This window comes from Neotabrizicola shimadae, assembly GCF_019623905.1.
GTDB lineage: Bacteria > Pseudomonadota > Alphaproteobacteria > Rhodobacterales > Rhodobacteraceae > Neotabrizicola > Neotabrizicola shimadae.
Genome location: NZ_CP069370.1, coordinates 1,504,290 through 1,522,285, shown reverse-complemented (window position 1 = coordinate 1,522,285; position 17,996 = coordinate 1,504,290). Strand labels below are relative to the sequence as shown.

General features: G+C 67.1%; 15 protein-coding genes. 9 read left to right on the top strand and 6 right to left on the bottom strand.

Going from position 1 to position 17,996, the window contains the following annotated elements:
- Nucleotides 1–14 precede the first annotated feature (14 nt).
- Nucleotides 15–677, bottom strand: a complete 663-nt coding sequence (gene pdeM, locus JO391_RS07325; RefSeq protein WP_220663776.1) for a ligase-associated DNA damage response endonuclease PdeM — start codon at nucleotides 675–677, stop codon at nucleotides 15–17.
- On the bottom strand, nucleotides 674–3,064 hold the full coding sequence (locus JO391_RS07320; RefSeq protein WP_220663774.1) for a ligase-associated DNA damage response DEXH box helicase: 2,391 nt from the start codon (nucleotides 3,062–3,064) through the stop codon (nucleotides 674–676). Before JO391_RS07320 ends, pdeM begins: the two co-directional genes overlap by 4 nt.
- A gap of 111 nt (nucleotides 3,065–3,175) precedes the next feature.
- Here JO391_RS07320 and JO391_RS07315 point away from each other — a divergent pair, with 111 nt between their 5' ends.
- The 8 genes from JO391_RS07315 to galE all read left to right on the top strand — a co-directional run bounded on the left by JO391_RS07315 (nucleotide 3,176) and on the right by galE (nucleotide 11,118).
- Nucleotides 3,176–4,114, top strand: a complete 939-nt coding sequence (locus JO391_RS07315) for an NAD-dependent epimerase/dehydratase family protein (RefSeq protein ID WP_220663772.1) — start codon at nucleotides 3,176–3,178, stop codon at nucleotides 4,112–4,114.
- A 52-nt stretch (nucleotides 4,115–4,166) separates the two neighbouring features.
- Nucleotides 4,167–4,979, top strand: coding sequence for a TIGR00282 family metallophosphoesterase (locus JO391_RS07310; RefSeq protein WP_220663770.1), 813 nt, complete (start codon nucleotides 4,167–4,169; stop codon nucleotides 4,977–4,979).
- Nucleotides 4,976–5,878 (top strand): DMT family transporter, encoded by a 903-nt coding sequence (locus JO391_RS07305; RefSeq protein WP_220663768.1) that lies wholly within the window; start codon nucleotides 4,976–4,978, stop codon nucleotides 5,876–5,878. Before JO391_RS07310 ends, JO391_RS07305 begins: the two co-directional genes overlap by 4 nt.
- 105 nt (nucleotides 5,879–5,983) lie before the next feature.
- The gene (locus JO391_RS07300) at nucleotides 5,984–7,771 is read left to right on the top strand and encodes an SLC13 family permease (protein ID WP_220663766.1); all 1,788 of its coding nucleotides are present in this window, start codon (nucleotides 5,984–5,986) and stop codon (nucleotides 7,769–7,771) included.
- Between the two features lie 199 nt (nucleotides 7,772–7,970).
- Nucleotides 7,971–8,714 (top strand): YebC/PmpR family DNA-binding transcriptional regulator, encoded by a 744-nt coding sequence (locus JO391_RS07295; RefSeq protein WP_220663764.1) that lies wholly within the window; start codon nucleotides 7,971–7,973, stop codon nucleotides 8,712–8,714.
- Between the two features lie 115 nt (nucleotides 8,715–8,829).
- Nucleotides 8,830–9,222, top strand: a complete 393-nt coding sequence (locus tag JO391_RS07290) for an ACT domain-containing protein (protein WP_220663762.1) — start codon at nucleotides 8,830–8,832, stop codon at nucleotides 9,220–9,222.
- Nucleotides 9,223–9,265: 43 nt separating this feature from the next.
- Nucleotides 9,266–10,132, top strand: a complete 867-nt coding sequence (locus tag JO391_RS07285; RefSeq protein WP_220663760.1) for a DMT family transporter — start codon at nucleotides 9,266–9,268, stop codon at nucleotides 10,130–10,132.
- Nucleotides 10,132–11,118 carry a UDP-glucose 4-epimerase GalE gene (gene galE, locus JO391_RS07280; RefSeq protein ID WP_220663758.1) on the top strand — a complete coding sequence of 329 codons (987 nt, stop codon included), beginning with the start codon at nucleotides 10,132–10,134 and terminating at the stop codon, nucleotides 11,116–11,118. The genes JO391_RS07285 and galE overlap by 1 nt, the downstream gene beginning before the upstream one ends.
- A 27-nt stretch (nucleotides 11,119–11,145) precedes the next feature.
- On the opposite strand, the gene JO391_RS07275 is transcribed toward galE, so the two are convergent.
- Nucleotides 11,146–12,651 (bottom strand): D-arabinonate dehydratase, encoded by a 1,506-nt coding sequence (locus tag JO391_RS07275; RefSeq protein WP_220663756.1) that lies wholly within the window; start codon nucleotides 12,649–12,651, stop codon nucleotides 11,146–11,148.
- Between the two features lie 72 nt (nucleotides 12,652–12,723).
- On the opposite strand from JO391_RS07275, the gene JO391_RS07270 reads away from it, so the two are divergent.
- Nucleotides 12,724–13,437, top strand: a complete 714-nt coding sequence (locus tag JO391_RS07270; RefSeq protein WP_259444847.1) for a GntR family transcriptional regulator — start codon at nucleotides 12,724–12,726, stop codon at nucleotides 13,435–13,437.
- A 2-nt stretch (nucleotides 13,438–13,439) separates the two neighbouring features.
- On the opposite strand, the gene hutU is transcribed toward JO391_RS07270, so the two are convergent.
- Genes hutU through hutI form a run of 3 tightly spaced genes read right to left on the bottom strand, consistent with a single transcriptional unit; the run spans nucleotide 13,440 to nucleotide 17,928 of the window.
- Complete coding sequence (gene hutU / locus JO391_RS07265; protein WP_220663752.1) at nucleotides 13,440–15,140, bottom strand: urocanate hydratase; 1,701 nt, start codon at nucleotides 15,138–15,140, stop codon at nucleotides 13,440–13,442.
- Nucleotides 15,141–15,200: 60 nt separating this feature from the next.
- Nucleotides 15,201–16,739, bottom strand: coding sequence for a histidine ammonia-lyase (hutH, locus tag JO391_RS07260; protein ID WP_259444846.1), 1,539 nt, complete (start codon nucleotides 16,737–16,739; stop codon nucleotides 15,201–15,203).
- Nucleotides 16,729–17,928, bottom strand: coding sequence for an imidazolonepropionase (gene hutI, locus JO391_RS21430; protein WP_259444845.1), 1,200 nt, complete (start codon nucleotides 17,926–17,928; stop codon nucleotides 16,729–16,731). The genes hutH and hutI overlap by 11 nt, the downstream gene beginning before the upstream one ends.
- Nucleotides 17,929–17,996 lie beyond the last annotated feature (68 nt).

Here is a 17,996-nt window from a genome sequence, read left to right as displayed (position 1 = left end):
GCCGGCACTGACCCCTAGCGCCGCAGCGGTGCCAGCGGCACCGGGATCGCCCGCGCCCCAGTCAGCACGGCCAGGCCCCCCGGCGCCATCAGCCCCGCCAGGGCCGGATCGTCGGGCCGCATTCCCCCGGTATAGGCGCCGAAAGCCGGCAGGATCGCCCGCGCCCCGTCGATCAGGAAGGCCCGGTGGCTGCGCCCGGCCAGCACCACCTTGGGGTGGAAATGCCCCGCCAGCTCGCCCACGGCGCCCGCCTGCGGGATATGCCGCAACACCAGCGGCCCAAGCCCCACCTCGGCCCGGTGGGAGCCACCAATCTCGACCGGCCCCGCATCGTGGTTGCCCTCGATCCAGACCCAGTCGCGCCCCGCCATCAGCCGCGCCAGCCACAGCCGTTCGGCCTCGTCCAGGCTGCCCACGGCAGCCAGGTCGTCGAAACTGTCGCCCAGGCAGATCACGCGGGCCGGTCGCGTGGCCTCGATCTCGCCATCCAGCCGCGCCAGCGTCTCGCGCGTCTCATAGGGCGGCAACAGCGCGCCCCCGCGCCGCGCCAGCCGCTCCGACCGGCCCAGATGCAGGTCGCTCACCACCAGAAGCCGCGATTCCTCGTGCCACAGCGCCCCCGAAGCACGGGCTTCAAGCGCCACGCCAAGCAGGCGGAACGGATGATGTGTGCTCATCCCAACCCCGCCTCGGCCATCAGCCGCTCGGCCGTGGCCGCCACCAGCCGCTCGCGGCCCGCACCCTCCACCGGCACCTTGCCGGGTTCCAGGAACAGGGGCGCCGCCAGCGGAGTCAGGCGGGACAGGCGCAACAGGTCGATCCGCCCGCCGGTGCGCGCCAGCATGTCCTCGACCCGCCCAAAGTCCACCAGCCCCCGCAGCGCCTCTTCCCGCGTGATCTGCAGCATCAGATGGCCGGGGTCATGCCGGCGCAACGTGTCGTACAGGATGTCCGACGAAAAGCTCGCCTGCCGCCCGGTCTTGCGCCGCCCCTGGTTGTTTCGCTCGATGAGCCCCGCAATGATGGCCGAATTCCGGAACGTTCGCTTCATAACCGCATTGCCAGCCAGCCAATGCTCCAGCCCCTCGCGAAGCGTCGTGGCATCGAACAGGGGGGCCGCGTCCACCACCGGCTCCAGCCCCCAGATCAGCGTGGCATAATCGGTGGCAACAAAGCCTAGGGGCGCCAGCCCCATCGCTTCCATCTGCTTGGTGATCAGCAGGCCAAGCGTTTGCTGGCCGTTGCGGCCCGCAAAGCCGTATATGCACAGATGTTCATATCCGTCATGCGGAAAACTCTCGCACAGAAGCCGGTCGGGCGAAGGCAGGCGCGACAGCTCGCGCTGCAAGGCCAGCCAGCGCGCGGTATGGGCGGGCAACTCGGGCCAGCGCTCCTGCTGCAACATCCCCATGATGCGATGGGTCAGCAGGGTCGAGGTCGAGAACTTCGTGCCGTTGAACACCGCGACCTTCGGCGCGCGGCCCGGTGCGCGGCTCACCTCCACCGTCAATTCGCGCAATCCGTCAAAGCGCACCACCTCACCGCCAATCAGGAAAGTGTCGCCGGGGGTAAGGGTTGCGGCGAAATCCTCTTCCACTTCGCCAAGCGGAAGGCCGCGCCCGCGCAGCCGCACCGACAGCGTCTCGGTGCCGACGATGGTGCCCAGGTTCTGCCGGATCACGCTTGCCGCGCGCGGATCGCGCAGGTGCCAGTGCCCCCCGGTCTGCTTCAGCCGCTGCCAGCGGTCATAGGCGCGCAGGGCATAGCCGCCAGTCGCCGCGAAATCCAGGCAGGCGTCGAACTCCGCCCTTGTGAGGTCGCTGTAGGGTCCGGCGCCAAGCACTTCAAGATAAAGCTCTTCCGCCAGGAACGGCCCGGCGCAGGCGCGGGCCAGGATATGCTGGCACAGCACGTCGCGGGGGCCGCGCCCGCGCGGCTCGCCGTCCAGATCCCTCTCGCGCACCGCCGCCAGTGCCGCCTGGCATTCCACCACTTCCCAACGGTTAGCGGGCAGGATCAGCGCCTTGGAGGGCGCGTTGTAGCGGTGGTTGGCGCGTCCGATGCGCTGCACCAAGCGCTTCACGTTCTTCGGCGCGCCCACCTGAATCACCAGATCCACGTCGCCCCAGTCGATGCCCAGATCCAGAGTGCCGGTGCAGACCACGGCGCGCAGCGCGCCCTCGGCCATCGCCGCCTCGACCTTCTGGCGCTGTTCGCGCGCCAGGCTGCCGTGGTGGATGGCGACAGGCAGGTTGTCCTCATTGGCCAGCCACAGGTCGCGGAAGAACAGCTCCGCCTGCGCCCGCGTGTTGTGAAAGATCAGCGTCGTCCGGTGGCGCCGGATCTCCTCCAGGATCGCGGGAATGGCATAACGCCCGCCACCGCCCGCCCAGGGCGGCGCCTCGTCGGTGTCCAGCATGGTGATGTCGGGGTCGGGGCCGGGATCGGCCACCAGCACGCCGCATCCCGCCGGGGCCAGATAGCGCGCCAGTGCCGGAGGGTCCTCGACCGTGGCCGACAGGCCCACCACCCGCAGCCCCGGCGCCAGCGCCTTCAGGCGCGAAATCCCCAGCATCAACTGGTCGCCGCGCTTCGATTCCGCCAGAGCGTGCAATTCGTCCACCACCGCGCGACGCAAACCGCCAAAGAGCCGCGGCGCATCCTCGTAACTCAGCATCAAGGCCAGGCTTTCCGGCGTCGTCAGCAGGATATGCGGCGGGTCCGCCCGCTGCCGCCGCCGCGTGTGGGTCGAGGTGTCGCCGGTCCGGTCCTCGATGCGGATCTTCAGCCCCGCGCCTTCGACCGGGCGGCCAAGGTTGCGCCGGATATCCGCCGTCAGCGCCTTCAGGGGAGAGACATAAAGCGTGTGCAATCCCGCCGCCGGGGTCTCTCCCAGTTCCGCAAGGCTGGGCAGAAACCCGGCCAGAGTCTTGCCCCCGCCCGTGGGCGCGATCAGCAGCGTCGCCGCCTCATCGGTCCGGGACAGCATCTCCATCTGGTGCGGGTGAAGGGTCCAGCCCTGTACGGCAAACCAGTCTGTCAGGCGGGGGGGAAGCGCGGGCATGGGCCGAAGGATAGGGCGGCCGGGTCCGGTGGGAAAGGGGCAGGGGAAAGGGCGCGCTTGACCCTGCCGGTCGCCCCCCGCAAGGTCACGCCGCAATCGGGGAGGGGTGGAATGGCAAGGATCGTCATCATCGGCGGCGCGGGGCATGTGGGCACCTACCTTGTGCCGCGTCTTGTCGAGGCTGGTCACCAGGTGGTCAACGTCACGCGCGGCCTGTCGCGCCCCTGGCTGCCTCATGCGGCCTGGGCTCAGGTGGAAACCGTGGTGATGGACCGCACCGCCGAAGAAGCTGCAGGCCGTTTCGGTGCCGCCATCGCGGGCCTGACTCCCGACATCGTCATCGACATGATCTGCTTCACCCCCGAAAGCGCCGCCCATCTGGCTGATGCGCTGGAGGGCAGGGTGCAGCATTTCCTGCATGTGGGCACCATCTGGGTGCACGGGACCCTGACCACGGTTCCCGCGCGCGAGGAAGACCCGCGCAGCCCCTTCGGCCAATATGGCATCGACAAGTCGCGCATCGAGGACATGCTTCTGGACCGCGCCCGCCGCGGCCGCCTGCCCGCCACCGTGGTGCGCCCCGGCCATATCGTCGGGCCGGGTTGGGCGCCCCTGAACCCGGCCGGCCATTTCAACCCGCAGGTCATCCGAGACATCCGTGACGGCAAGACCCTGGCCCTGCCGAACTTCGGGCTGGAAACCGTGCACCATGTCCATGCCGAAGACGTGGCACAGGTCCTGGCCCTGGCCATCGACAACCGCTCAGCCTCGGTGGGAGAGGCGTTCAACGCCGTCTCGCCCGCCGCGGTCACGCTGCGCGGCTATGCCGAGGCGATGTTCCGCTGGTTCGGCCATGCCCCCGCGCTGACCTTCCAGCCCTTCGACGACTGGAAAGAGGGTGTTGCTCCCGAGGATGCCCAGGCCACCTTGGACCACATCATCCGCAGTCCCAGCCACTCCATCGCCAAGGCCGAACGCCTGCTGGGTTACCGCCCGCGCTGGACCAGCCTTCAGGCCGTTCAGGACAGCGTGGCGCACCTCCTGTCCTAAGCGTCGGTTTCCGGCTTGCCGCCGCCCGCACGGCGGCGTAGGGGCTTGGTTCATGCGGATCCTGTTTCTTGGCGATGTGATGGGCCGCGCCGGTCGCACGGCGCTGGCTGAACGGCTGCCGGCCCTGCGCGCGGCCTGGGGCCTCGATTTCGTGGTGGTCAACGGCGAAAACGCCAGCTCCGGCGTGGGCCTCACCGCCGAACACGCCCGCCTGATCCTGCAGGCCGGGGCCGATTGCATTACGCTTGGCGACCATGCCTTCGACCAGAAGGACATGCTGTCCTTCATCGAGACCGAGCCGCGCATCCTACGCCCGCTGAACTTCTCCAAGGTCGCCCCCGGCCGGGGGGCCCGCGTGTTCGAGGCAACGCAGGGCCGCCGCGTGCTGGTCACGCAGGTCCTGGGCCAGGTCTTCATGAAGCGCCCCTTCGACGACCCGTTCTCCGCCGTCGAAGCCGTGCTCAAGACCCACCCGCTCGGCGGCGCCGTTCAGGCCACCGTGGTGGACGTCCATGCCGAGGCGACAAGCGAAAAGATGGGCATGGGCCACTGGTGCGACGGCCAGGCGAGCCTGGTGGTCGGCACCCACACCCATGTCCCCACTTCCGACGCGATGATCCTGAAGGGCGGCACCGCCTACCAGACAGATGCCGGCATGTGCGGCGACTACGACAGCGTCATCGGCATGGAGAAGATGGAGCCCCTGCGCCGCTTCATCACCGGCATGTCCAAGACCCGGTTCGAACCCGCCGAGGGCCCTGCCACCCTGTCGGGCGTCTATGTGGAAACCGACGACCGCACCGGCCGCGCCACCCGTGTGCGCATGATCCGCCAGGGCGGCCGCCTGGAAGAGGCCGCGCCATGATCAGCCGCCGCAGGGCGGTGGCAGCGCTCCTCTGGCTTGGGTTCGGCTGGGGCCTCTCGCATCCCCTGGGCAAGATCGCCACCGAAACCGGCCACCCGCCCTTCGGCCTGATCTTCTGGCAACTCGTGATCTGCGTCCTCGTCCTCGGCACCATCGCGCTGGTGCGCCGCAAGCCGCTGCCGCTCGACGCCACCTCGCTGCGCTTCTACACGCTGGTCGCGATCCTTGGCACGCTGGTCCCGAACTTCACCTTCTACCTCTCGGTCAGCCGCCTGCCCGCCGGCATCATGTCCATCGTCATCTCGATGGTGCCGCTGATCTCCTTTCCCATCGCGCTCATGGTCGGCAACGACCGCTTCGCCTGGGGGCGGCTGGTCGGTCTGCTGCTCGGCCTTGCCGGCGTCGCGCTCATCGCCCTGCCCAAGTCCAGCCTGCCCGATCCCGCCATGGCCGCCTTCCTGCCGCTCGCGCTGATCGGACCGCTCTTCTATGCGATGGAGGCGAACTATGTCGCCTGGAGCGGGCGGGCCAGCGCCGACCCGCTCTCGGCCATGCTGGGCGCCTCGCTGGTGGGCATGGCGCTCTGCCTGCCGCTCACCCTCGCCTTCGGCCAGTGGATCAGCCCGCTGCAGCCCTGGGGCCGGCCGGAATGGGCGCTCATCGTGTCATCGGCGATGCACGCGCTCCTCTACACCTCCTATGTCTGGCTCGCCGCTGCCGCGGGCGCGGTCTTCGCCGCGCAATCCTCCTACCTCGTCACGGCCAGCGGCATGGTCTCGGCCATGGTGCTTCTGGGCGAACGCTTTTCGCCGCTCGTCTGGGCGGCCATGGCGGTGATGCTGGCGGGCGTCGCGCTGGTGCAGCCAAGGCCACGCCCCTCGACCGCCGCGACTGCCTGATTCTTGTGCAACAGAACGAATCTCGCGCAGCCGGGCATCAAGACGGTTTGAATCTTCCATAATCCCGTCTAGAAGCGTCGTGATTTTCCCCGGACGGAGTCCCCGATGCTTGGCCTCGACATTCCCCAGACCTGGCAGGCGATCATCGCCCTTCTGATCCTCGCGGGGATGTTCGTCATGTTCCTGAAAGAGATCTACCCGGTTGAGGTCGTGGCCATCGGCGGGGCCGTGCTGATGCTGATTCTGGGCATCCTGCCCATGGAAGACGTGCCCTCGGTCCTGTCCAACAACGCGCCATGGACCATCGCGGCCATGTTCATCATCGTGGGCGCCCTGGTGCGCACCGGGGCGCTGGAAATCGTCACCTCGGCGGTGTCGCGCAATGCCGAAAGGGCACCGGCCCGCACCCTTACCGCTCTCGGGTTCGGCGTCACCGGGGCCTCGGCCTTCTTGAACAATACGCCGCTCGTCGTGGTGATGATGCCGGTCTTCGTGCGCCTCGGCAAACAGCTGGGCATCGCGGCCTCGAAGCTCCTGATCCCGCTCAGCTACATGACCATTCTCGGCGGCACGATCACGCTGGTCGGCACCTCGACCAACCTTGTCGTCGATGGCGTGGCGCGCAAGCAGGGGCTGGAACCCTTCGGCATCTTCGAAATGACGCCCATCGGCATCGTCGTGGCCATCGCGGGCCTGATCTACATCGCCACCTTCGCCAACCGTCTGCTTCCGGTGCGCGAGTCGATGTCGTCACTGTTGTCAGACCGCAAGGGCATGAAGTTCTTCACCGAGGTGGCCATCCCCGAGGGGTCCTCCCTCATCGGGCGCAAGGTGCAAGAGGTCGAACTGTTCAAGCGCGGCAATGCACGGGTGATCGACGTGCTGCGCGGCGATACCTCGCTGCGGCGGGGCGACATGGCGGCCGTGGTGCTGGAACCCGGCGACCGCGTCGTGCTGCGGACGGCCATGTCCGAAATTCTGGGTCTCAAGGACCACAAGGATCTGGACATGCGAGAGGTGGACAAGCTCTCCTCGGTCCAGACTGCCACGGTCGAGGTGCTCATTTCGCCCGGCTGCCGCATGATCGGCCGCACATTGGGCGAAATGCGTCTTCGCCGCAGGTACGGCATCTATGTGCTGGCGGCGCACCGTCGCAACCAGAACATCGGCCGGCAGCTCGACGACCTTCTGGTGCAGGTCGGCGACACCCTCCTTCTCGAAGGCGCGATGGAAGACATCCAGCGGCTCGCCGCCGACATGGAGCTTGTCGACATCTCGCACCCGACAGAACGGGCCTACCGGCGCAAACACGCCCCCATCGTCATCGCCGTGCTGGTGGCTGTGGTCGGGCTCGCGGCCCTGAATGTCGCACCGATCCAGTATCTCGCCTTCGCCGGGGTCGGCATCGTTCTGGTGACACGCTGCATCGACAGTGATGAGGCGCTGGCCTCGGTGGATGGAAGCCTGATGGCCCTCCTGTTCGGGATGCTGGGGGTGGGCGCGGGTCTTGAACATTCCGGCGCGGTCGAGATGGTGGTCGGCTGGCTTGCTCCCTGGCTTCAGGGGCTGGCACCCTGGATTCTGGTCTTCGCCGTATATGCGCTGACCTCCTTCCTGACCGAGATCGTCTCGAACAACGCGGTGGCGGTGATCTGCACCCCGATCATCATCCAGTTGGCACACACGCTTGGCGTGGACCCCCGGCCCCTCGTCGTGGTCGTGATGATCGGCGCTTCGGCCAGCTTTGCCACGCCCATCGGCTACCAGACCAACACGCTTGTCTATGGACCCGGCGGCTACAATTTCCAGGATTTCCTGCGTTTCGGCGTGCCGTTGAACGTGATCTCGGCGATCGTGGTCACCATCTTCGTGCCGCTTCTGTACAACTTCTGACCGGTATCGCCGGATGCTTCCCGCATCACCCGGCTCCGTGGCGCCCCCGCGGGCACAATGCGCCTCCCTCTCCCCTTGCGGGAGAGGGATGGGGTGAGGGGGCACCCGCATGGCACGCGCGCAGGGGGCCGGGGTTGCGGCCCCCCATGGCGCGCGTGTATAGGACGCCATCACCGAAAAGGGACTTGGGGAAAAGGTCATGGCAGGCCATTCGAAATGGGCGAACATCCAGCACCGCAAGGGCAAGCAGGATTCGATGCGCTCGAAGATGTTCTCGAAGCTGTCGAAGGAAATCACCGTCGCGGCCAAGATGGGGATGCCCGACCCGGACATGAACCCGCGCCTGCGTCTGGCGGTAAAGGCGGCCAAGGCCCAATCCATGCCCAAGGACGTGATCGACCGCGCGATCAAGAAATCGCAGATGGGCGACGCGGCCGATTACACCGAAATCCGCTATGAAGGCTACGGCGCCGGCGGCATCGCCATCATCGTCGAGGCGCTGACCGACAACCTGAACCGCACTGCCTCCAACGTGCGCTCCTATTTCTCCAAGGCCGGCGGCAACCTTGGCCAGACCGGGTCGGTCAGCCATTCCTTCGACCGGATGGGCGAAATCTCCTATCCCGCCTCGGCCGGATCGGCCGATGACGTGATGATGGCCGCGCTCGAGGCCGGGGCGGACGACGTGGAATCCGACGAGGAAGGCCACTGGATCTATTGCGCGGTCGAGAACCTCTCCGAAGTCTCGGACGCGCTGGAAAAGGCGCTTGGCGAGTCGACCGAGTCCAAGCTCGTCTGGCGCCCCCAGTCGCGGACCGAGGTGGACCTCGACACCGCACAAAAGTTGATGCGCCTCATCGACCTTCTGGAAGAAGACGATGACGTGCAGGCCGTGACCCACAACTTCGACGTGCCCGAAGACGTGGCGGCCCAGCTCGGCTGATCCGGCGGCCCTCGGACAAGTGTTAAGTCCAAGTTAAAGCGGACTTGTAACGTATTGATTTTGCAGGACTGGAGGGGGCGTCCGAGCTCGGACGCCCTGGGCCTGGGGGCAGGGCATGACCGGCGAGCGCGACTTGAAGCGGCTGATCGAGGGCATGAGGCCCCTGCTCGACCCCCTTGACTGGGCCTATGCCCTGGCCCCCGCCGGCACGGTGGTCCCCGAAGCCTGGGCCACAATCCGCGAGGCCGAGGGGGTCACGGTCATCGCCCCCTGGTCCGAGCTTCAGGGCAGGGGCTGGCCACTCTCCGGCCCCTGGGCCCGCATCACCCTGACCATCCACTCCTCCCTCGACGCCGTCGGCCTGACCGCCGCCGTCTCCGACGCCCTCGCCCAGGCCGGCATCCCCGCCAACCTCATTGCCGGCTGGCATCACGACCATATCTTCCTCCCCAGGGACCACGCCGACGCAGCCATGGCGGCCCTGCAGACCCTGGCCGGCCCCGCGTGACGGGGGCCGGTCCAGGCCATAGGTCGCGCCAAGGGGGGGCAGCATGACCGCCACGACCGACCGCCCCATAGCGGGGATTGCCTGGAGCCTGGTCGCCGGTCTGCTCACCGTGGCGACCAATGCCCTGATCCACGCCGTCGGCCCCGCCGTCCCGGCCGTGCAGGCCGCCTTCATCCGCTTCGCCCTCGGCGCCCTGGTCCTCGCGCCGGTCCTGGTCCTGGTGGTCCGCCGCGGCTTGCCCGAAGGGGTGGCCCGCCCGCTGGCCCTGCGCGCCGTGGTCCACGCCCTCGCCGTGGCCGCCTGGTTCTACGCGCTGGCCCGGCTGACCCCCGCGGAATCCACCGCCATCGGCTACCTCTTCCCGGTGGCCATGATGGCCGGCGGCGTGATCTTCCTTGGCGAACGCCTGACGCGGGTGCGCCTCTGGGCCGTGATCATCGCCCTGGCGGGGGCTGTCGTGATCCTGCGCCCCGGCTTCGCCCCGATCTCGGCCGCGCACCTGTCCATGGTCGCCGCCGCCCTGATCTTCGCCGTCAGCTACCTGATCGCCAAGGTGCTGGTCCGCCGGCTCGAGCCCATGGTCGTCGTGGCCCTTCTGTCCGCCAGCGTGGCGCTGTGTCTTCTGCCCTTTGCGGCGCTGGCCTGGATACCCGTCGGCGGCCGCGACCTTGCCCTCATTGCCGCCTCGGCCGCCACCGCCACGATCGGCCAGCTGTGCATGACCCGTGCCCTGAAGCTTGCCCCCGTGGCCGTCCTGCAACCCGTCGCGTTTTTCCAGATCATCTGGGCGACGGCGGCGACGGTCATGATATTCGATGAACCGGTGAACGCTGCCGTGCTGGTGGGTGCCGCGATGATCGTCGCGGCCGTTGCCTGGGCGGCGCGGGTCGAGGCACAAGCGAGGTCGTGATGGGTGAACGTGTTCTGGTGACGGGCGGCGCAGGCTACATCGGCAGTCACGCCTGCAAAGCGCTGAAGCGGGCCGGGTTCGAGCCGGTCACCTTTGACAACCTGAATACCGGTTGGGCCGAAGCGGTGAAGTTCGGCCCCTTCGTCCAAGGCGACCTGATGGACCGCGCGGCCATCGACGCGGCGCTGGCCGAATGGAAGCCAGTAGCCGTCATGCACTTTGCGGCCCTGTCGCTTGTGGGCGAGTCGATGAAGGACCCGGCCAAGTACTGGCGGGTCAACGTGAATGGCGGGCTGAACCTGATCGAGGCCACGGTGGCCGCCGGCATACGCAACTTTGTCTTCTCTTCCACCTGTGCGACCTTCGGCGATCAGGATGGCGTGGTGCTCAACGAGGATACGCCCCAGAAGCCGATCAATGCCTATGGCGCCTCGAAGAAGGCGATCGAGGACATTCTCTTCAATTTCCGGGATGCCTTTGGCCTGAACCACGTGATCTTCCGGTACTTCAATGTGGCGGGCGCCGATCCGGAAGGCGAAGTGGGCGAACAGCACGAGCCCGAGACACATCTGATCCCGATCCTGCTGGATGCGATCGACGGCAAGCGCCCGGCACTGACCGTGTTCGGCACCGATTACCCCACGCCGGACGGCACCTGCATCCGCGACTATGTGCATGTCATGGATCTGGTCGAGGCTCATGTGCTGGGTCTGCGCTGGCTTCTGGAGGGCAAGGGAAGCCGCGTGTTCAACCTGGGCACCGGCAAGGGCTTCTCGGTGCGTGAGGTGATCGACCAAGCGCGGCTGGTGACCAACCGCGAAGTGCCGGTGGTCTTTGGCGACCGACGTCCTGGAGATGCGACGGCGCTAGTGTCCGGCTCGGCGCGGGCAGTGGAGGATCTGGGCTGGATGCCAGAGCGCTCCACCATGCCGCAGATGATCCGGGATGCGTGGGGATGGACCAGGCAACCTCGGTTCACTGAGTGAGCATCGACCTGTAACCGGTTGATCCGGTTACATGACTGCGCCGATTTGCCAGGGCACGAACTCTGCTCCGCCAAAGCCGAGTTCTTCGGACTTGGTCTTCTTGCCGGATGCGACAGCGACGATCTCTTCCAGGATCTCGCGGCCCTTGGCTTCAATGCTGACCCCGTCGAGGATGTCGCCGCAGTTGATGTCCATGTCTTCCTTCATGCGGCCATACATCTCGGAGTTGGTAGCGAGCTTGATGCAAGGCGAGGGCTTGTAGCCCGAGACGGAACCCCGGCCGGTGGTGAACACGATCATCGTGGCGCCCGAGGCGATCTGGCCGGTCACAGAGGCCGGATCGTAGCCGGGGCTGTCCATGTAGGTGAATCCGCGTTCGGTAATGGGCTCGGCAAACTTGTAGACCTGGGTCAGCGGTGCGGTGCCCCCCTTGGCGACGGCGCCAAGCGACTTTTCGAGGATGGTGGTCAGGCCACCCCGCTTGTTGCCGGGCGAGGGATTGTTGTCCATCTCGCCGTCGTTGCGTGCGGTGTAATCCTCCCACCAGCGGATCCGCTCCAAGAGGCGCTCGCCCACTTCACGGCTGACGGCGCGACGCGTGAGAAGATGCTCGGCACCATAGATTTCGGGCGTTTCGGAAAGGATCGTGGTGCCTCCCATGCGGACCAGCAGATCGGAGGCGTGGCCAAGCGCCGGGTTTGCCGTGATGCCAGAGTACCCATCGGAGCCGCCGCACTGCAGGCCCACCACCAGGTGGGAAACCGGGGCAGGGGCGCGTACAGCTTTTCCTGCGATTTCAGCCATTTCGCGCAGGGTCTTCAGGGCTCGGTCAATGGTGGCACGGGTGCCGCCTTCGCCCTGGATCGTCATGTAGCGGAAGTTGCCGTCCGGGCGCAGACGTCCCTGGCCGACGAGGTCCGGAACCTGCATGACCTCACAACCCAGGCCAACCAGCAGGATGCCGCCGAAGTTCGGATTGCGGGCATACCCCTTCAAAGTGCGCATCAGGGTCTGGTAGCCTTCATTCGTGCCCGACATGCCGCAACCGGTGCCGTGGACAATGGGAACGATGCCATCGAGGCCCGGCATGGCATTCAACTCGGCGTCTTTCTCGGCAGCTTCGGCAATGAAGCGCGCGACCGAACCCGAGCAGTTCACCGAGGTCAGGATGCCCAGGTAGTTCCGCGTGCCGACCGAGCCATCGGGGCGGTGATAGCCCATGAAACTCATGGGCTCCAACGGCGGCAGGGGCCGGCTTTCGCTGCCGATGGCATAATCGGTGGAATGGGGACCCATGCCCAGGTTGTGGCTGTGAACATGGGCACCGGCGGCAATGTCCTCGGTCGCCTGGCCGATGATCTGGCCGTAGCGGATGATGTTCTCGCCCTTCGCAATGGCGCGCAGGGCGATCTTGTGGCCACGGGGGACCGCGCCTGGAAGTGTCATGCCACCGGCGCTTGCCCCCTTGGAAAGATCGGAAAGCGCAATGGCGACGTTGTCGCTGTCGTGCAGCCGGATGATGCCTTCGGCCATGGATCCTCTCTGCTTTGGCTTGCCCCTGGCGGGTGCCTTCGCTAGCATGTTAGCATGTTACCCGAGGCTGAGTTGTCGCCACAAGACCAAAGCGCCGAAACCCGGCTGCTGTCTCTGGACCGGTTTCAGGGCTCGCTTGGACAACGCGTGTACCAGTGCCTGCGGACCGCGATCCTTGCGCTGACCTACCGTCCCGGCGAGATCCTTCGGAAGCCCGAGATTTGCGCCGCCTTGGGCGTATCGCGCAGCCCTGTTTCGGATGCGGTGGCGAGGTTGGCTGCCGAAGGGCTTGTCGAGGTTGTACCGCAGGCAGGCACCTTCGTGGCGCGGTTCTCGATGGAGGAGATCCGCGAGGGGGCTTTCATCCGCGAGGCGATCGAGGTAGCGGCGGCCGAACGGGTTGCAGAAACGATCACCGAGTCCCAACTGGTGCTTCTTCGCCGCAATCTTGTGGTGCAGGCGGCGCTATTGAAGGATGGCGACACGGCCGGCTTTCACAAGACCGATGCCGAGATGCACGAGCTGATCCTGGGATTCACCGGGCTCCGGCATCTGGCGCAGGTGTCGGACACGGTTTGGCTTCACGTCAACCGCGCGCGGCGGCTGATCCTGCCGGTGCCGGGCCGGCCGGCGCAGACGCTGGACGAACACCGCGCTATCCTTGCGGCGCTGGAGGCGCACGACCCGGTGGCGGCGCGGGCAGCGGTGCAGCGCCACCTGCGGCAGTTGCTGCACTACCTGGAACCGCTGGAGCGGGAGCGGCCCGAATTGTTCGGGCCGCGCTGAAGTCAATTGCCCAGAATGCCCGGCAGGCGCAGACCGTGTTCGCGCGCGCAGTCCAGCGCAATGTCATAGCCCGCATCGGCGTGGCGCATGACCCCTGTGGCCGGGTCGTTCCAAAGCACACGTTCCAGCCGCCTTGCCGCTTCGGGCGTGCCGTCGGCCACGACGACCATGCCGGAATGCTGGCTGAAGCCCATCCCCACGCCACCGCCGTGGTGAAGCGAAACCCAGGTTGCGCCCGAGGCGCAGTTCAAAAGCGCGTTCAGAAGCGGCCAGTCGGACACGGCATCCGATCCGTCCTTCATCGCTTCGGTCTCGCGGTTGGGCGAGGCCACGGAGCCCGAGTCCAGATGGTCGCGACCGATGACGATGGGGGCCTTGAGTTCGCCCGAGGCGACCATCTCGTTGAACATGAGCCCGGCGCGGTGGCGGTCGCCGAGACCGATCCAGCAGATGCGCGCGGGCAGGCCCTGGAAAGCGATGCGTTCACGCGCCATGTCAAGCCAGCGATGCAGGTGCTTGTTTTCCGGGAAGAGTTTCTTCATCGCGGCGTCGGTCTTGGCGATATCCTCCGGGTCACCCGACAGTGCGCACCAGCGGAACGGGCCGATGCCCTTGCAGAACAGCGGCCGTATATAGGCGGGCACGAAGCCGGGGAAGGCGAAGGCGTTTTCGAGGCCCTCGTCCAGCGCGACCTGGCGGATATTATTGCCGTAGTCGAGCGTCGGCACGCCGGCGTTCCAGAAATCCACCATGGCCGCAACATGGGCCTTCATGCTGGCCCGGGCGGCGGCTTCCACTGCCTTCGGATCGGTCTCCTGCCTGGCGCGCCATTCGGCGACGGTCCAGCCGGCGGGGCAGTAGCCATGTAGCGGATCGTGGGCCGAGGTCTGGTCGGTCACGATGTCGGGCCGGCCATTCGGCACGCCTGCGCCACCCGCCTTCATGCGGGCGACCAGTTCGGGGAAGACCTCGGCGGCGTTGCCCACCAGGCCGACCGATTTGGCCTCACCCTTCGCCGTCCAGTCTGCGATGAGGGCCAGGGCTTCATCCAGCGTGTGAGCCTTGGCGTCCAGATACCGGGTGCGGATGCGGAAATCGACGCGGGTTTCGTCCACCTCGACAGCCAGGCAGCAGGCGCCGGCCATCACGGCAGCCAGCGGCTGCGCGCCGCCCATGCCGCCAAGCCCGCCGGTCAGGATCCACTTGCCGGTCAGATCGCCGGCATAGTGCTGGCGACCGGCTTCGGCAAAGGTCTCGTAGGTGCCCTGCACGATGCCCTGGGTGCCAATGTAGATCCAGGACCCCGCGGTCATCTGGCCGTACATCATCAGGCCCTGGCGATCGAGATGGTTGAAATGGTCCCAGGTTGCCCAGTGCGGCACGAGGTTGGAATTGGCGATCAGCACGCGGGGCGCGTCGGCATGGGTACGGAACACGCCCACCGGCTTGCCGGACTGCACCACCAGCGTCTCGTCGTCGTTCAGCGTCTTCAGCGCGGCGACGATGCGGTCGAAATCCTCCCAGGTGCGGGCGGCCCGGCCGATTCCGCCGTAGACGACCAATTCGTGCGGGTTTTCGGCCACGTCGGGATGCAGGTTGTTCATCAGCATCCGCATCGGTGCCTCTGTCAGCCAGCTCTTCGCGGTGATTTCGGGGCCGGTCGGCGGGAAGATGTCGCGCAGGTTGTGGCGGGGATTGGTCATGGGTCAGCCTCTGGGTGGGACAGAAAGGCCATGGGCGTTGCCCCGGGCCTCCGGAGTGTTTCAGCCAAGATGAAGCGCGGGCAGGGCGATGCCGGCAGCCCCGGCCAGTGCGCCATTGGCGACAAGCGCAGCCGCATGGGCCAGGTCAGGGGCAAGGAAGCGGTCTTCGGTGATGCGCGGAATGTCGGCGCGCAACCGCGCGAGGACGGATTGCAGCGGCACGGAAGTGGCGAGCGGCGCGCGGAACTCCACACCTTGCGCGGCGCACAGAGCCTCGACACCCAGGATGACGTTGAGGTTCTCGGTCATCCGGCCCAGTCGGCGGGCGCCGTGGGCGGCCATCGAGACGTGATCCTCCTGGTTGGCCGATGTGGGGGTGCTGTCGGTCACTGTGGCATGAGCGAGGTGCTTGTTCTCGCTCATCAGGGCGGCGGTCGTCACTTCGGCGATCATCAGACCGGAGTTGAGGCCGGGGTCGGGGGTGAGGAACGGCGGCAGGTCGAAGCTTAGCGTCGGGTCCACCATAAGCGCCACGCGGCGTTGCGCGATGGCGCCGATCTCGGCCACTGCCATGGCGATCATGTCGGCAGCGAAGCCTACCGGCTCGGCGTGGAAGTTGCCGCCCGAAACGATCTGGCCGTCGGCCAACACAAGGGGGTTGTCGGTGGCGGCATTGGCTTCCACCTCCAGCGTGCGGGCGGCCATGCGCAGCACGTCCATCGCTGCGCCGGTGACCTGCGGCTGGCAGCGGATGCAATAGGGGTCCTGCACCCGGCTGTCGCCCTCGCGATGGCTTTCGCGGATGACCGAGCCGTCCAGAAGGGCGCGCATCAGTGCGGCAGCCTCGATCTGGCCGGCATGGCCGCGCAGGGCATGGATCTGGGGATGCAGGGGGGCGGTCGAGCCCATGATGGCATCGGTCGACAGGGCCGAGATCACCAGCGCCGATTGCGCGGCGCGCCAGGCCTGGAACAGGCCCGCCAGCGCGTAAGCCGTGGAGAACTGGGTGCCGTTGATCAGCGCCAGACCCTCCTTGGGGCCGAGCGCGATGGGGGAAAGGCCTGCCATCGCCAGTGCATCGGCGGCGGGAAGGCGGGTGCCGTCGATCTCGACCAGCCCTTCGCCCAGCATGGCGGCGGTCATGTGGGCCAGTGGCGCGAGGTCTCCGCTTGCGCCGACCGAGCCCTGGGCCGGGATCACCGGGGTCACGCCGCAGGCCAGCATGTCCTGCAGAAGTTGCACCACCTCCCACCGCACGCCGGACGCGCCGCGACCAAGGGAGAGGAGCTTCAGCGCCATCATCAGCCGGGCGGTGGCGCGGGGCATCGGCTCGCCCACGCCGCAGGAATGGCTGAGGATCAGGTTGCGCTGCAGTGTGGCCGTGTCCTTCGCCGCGATCTTCAGCGAGGCGAGCTTGCCGAAGCCGGTGTTCACGCCATAGACCGGCGCCTCGCCCGCGGCGGCGGCGGCGATGCGGGCGGCGGCGGCCTCGATGGCGGGGCGGGAGGTGGGGGCAAGTTCCGCCGGGGCCTCGTCGCGCCAGAGGCGTTCCAGCTGGGCGAGGGTGGTTTCGCCGGGGATCAGGATTTCAGGCGTCAAGATGGCCTCCGAAGATGCGGGCGTGGAGGCGCGGGCCCCCGATGAGATAGCTGAGTTCCGAAGGGTGGTCTGCGTCCCAAAGGCAAAGGTCGGCGCGCAATCCGGCTGCGATGCGGCCCCGGTCGGTGAGGCCAAGCGCGCGAGCGGCATGGACGGTTGTGCCGAGGAGCGCCTCTTCCGGGGTCATGCGGAACAGGGTGCACGCCATGTTCATGGCCAGCGGCAAAGAGGCCAGCGGCGAAGTGCCCGGGTTGAGATCTGTTGCCACCGCCATGGGCACGCCCGCCGCACGCAGTTCAGCGGTCGGGGGCAACTTCGTCTCGCGCAGCGTGTAGAAGGCGCCCGGCAGAATCACCGCGACCGTTCCAGAGGCGGCCATCGCCGCGATACCATCTAGCCCGAGGTATTCCAGGTGGTCGGCAGACAGGGCGCCCATTCGGGCAGCAAGGGCCGCGCCATGAAGATTGGAGAGTTGTTCGGCATGGAGTTTAAGGGGCAGACCCAGTCCCTGCGCATAAGTGAACAGATGTTCCACGTCTTCTGGCGAGAATGCGATGCCTTCGCAGAAGGCGTCCACTGCATCCGCAAGGCCATCCGCCTTGGCTTGCCAAAGCGACGGAATCGCCACCTCGTCGATATAGGCCATCGCCCGGCCCTTGTATTCGGGCGGAATCGAATGGGCGGCAAGATGCGTGGTGCGTATCTCGACATCGCGCAGGCGGCCCAGACTGCGTGCGGCGCGGAGCAGCTTCAACTCGTCTGCCACGGTCAGGCCATAGCCCGACTTCACTTCGACCGTCGTCGCGCCCGAGGCGATAAGCGCGTCCAGGCGCGGCAGGGACTGCGCCACGATCTCGTCTTCTGTGGCAGCCCGGGTTGCCGAAACCGTGGAAAGGATTCCGCCTCCGGCACGGGCGATCTCTTCGTAGCTTGCGCCCTGAAGGCGCATCTCGAACTCGCGGGCGCGGCTGCCCGCATAGGTCACATGGGTATGGCAGTCGATCAGCCCAGGGGTGACCAGGCGGCCCTCGGCATCGTGATGAGACAGGTTGGATAGCCCCGCAGGCAGCGCGGCGATTGGGCCGGCCCAGAGGATTGCGTCACCCTCGATGACAACAGCGCCGCGCGGGACGAGGCCGTAGCCGCCCTCCATCGTCGCCAGCGTCGCATTGTGCAGGAGAATCGCCATGAGGCTTGCCTTTTGTCTGCGCTTGAGCGTAATATGTCTACACATAATAGCTCCTGTCAAGCGAGGTT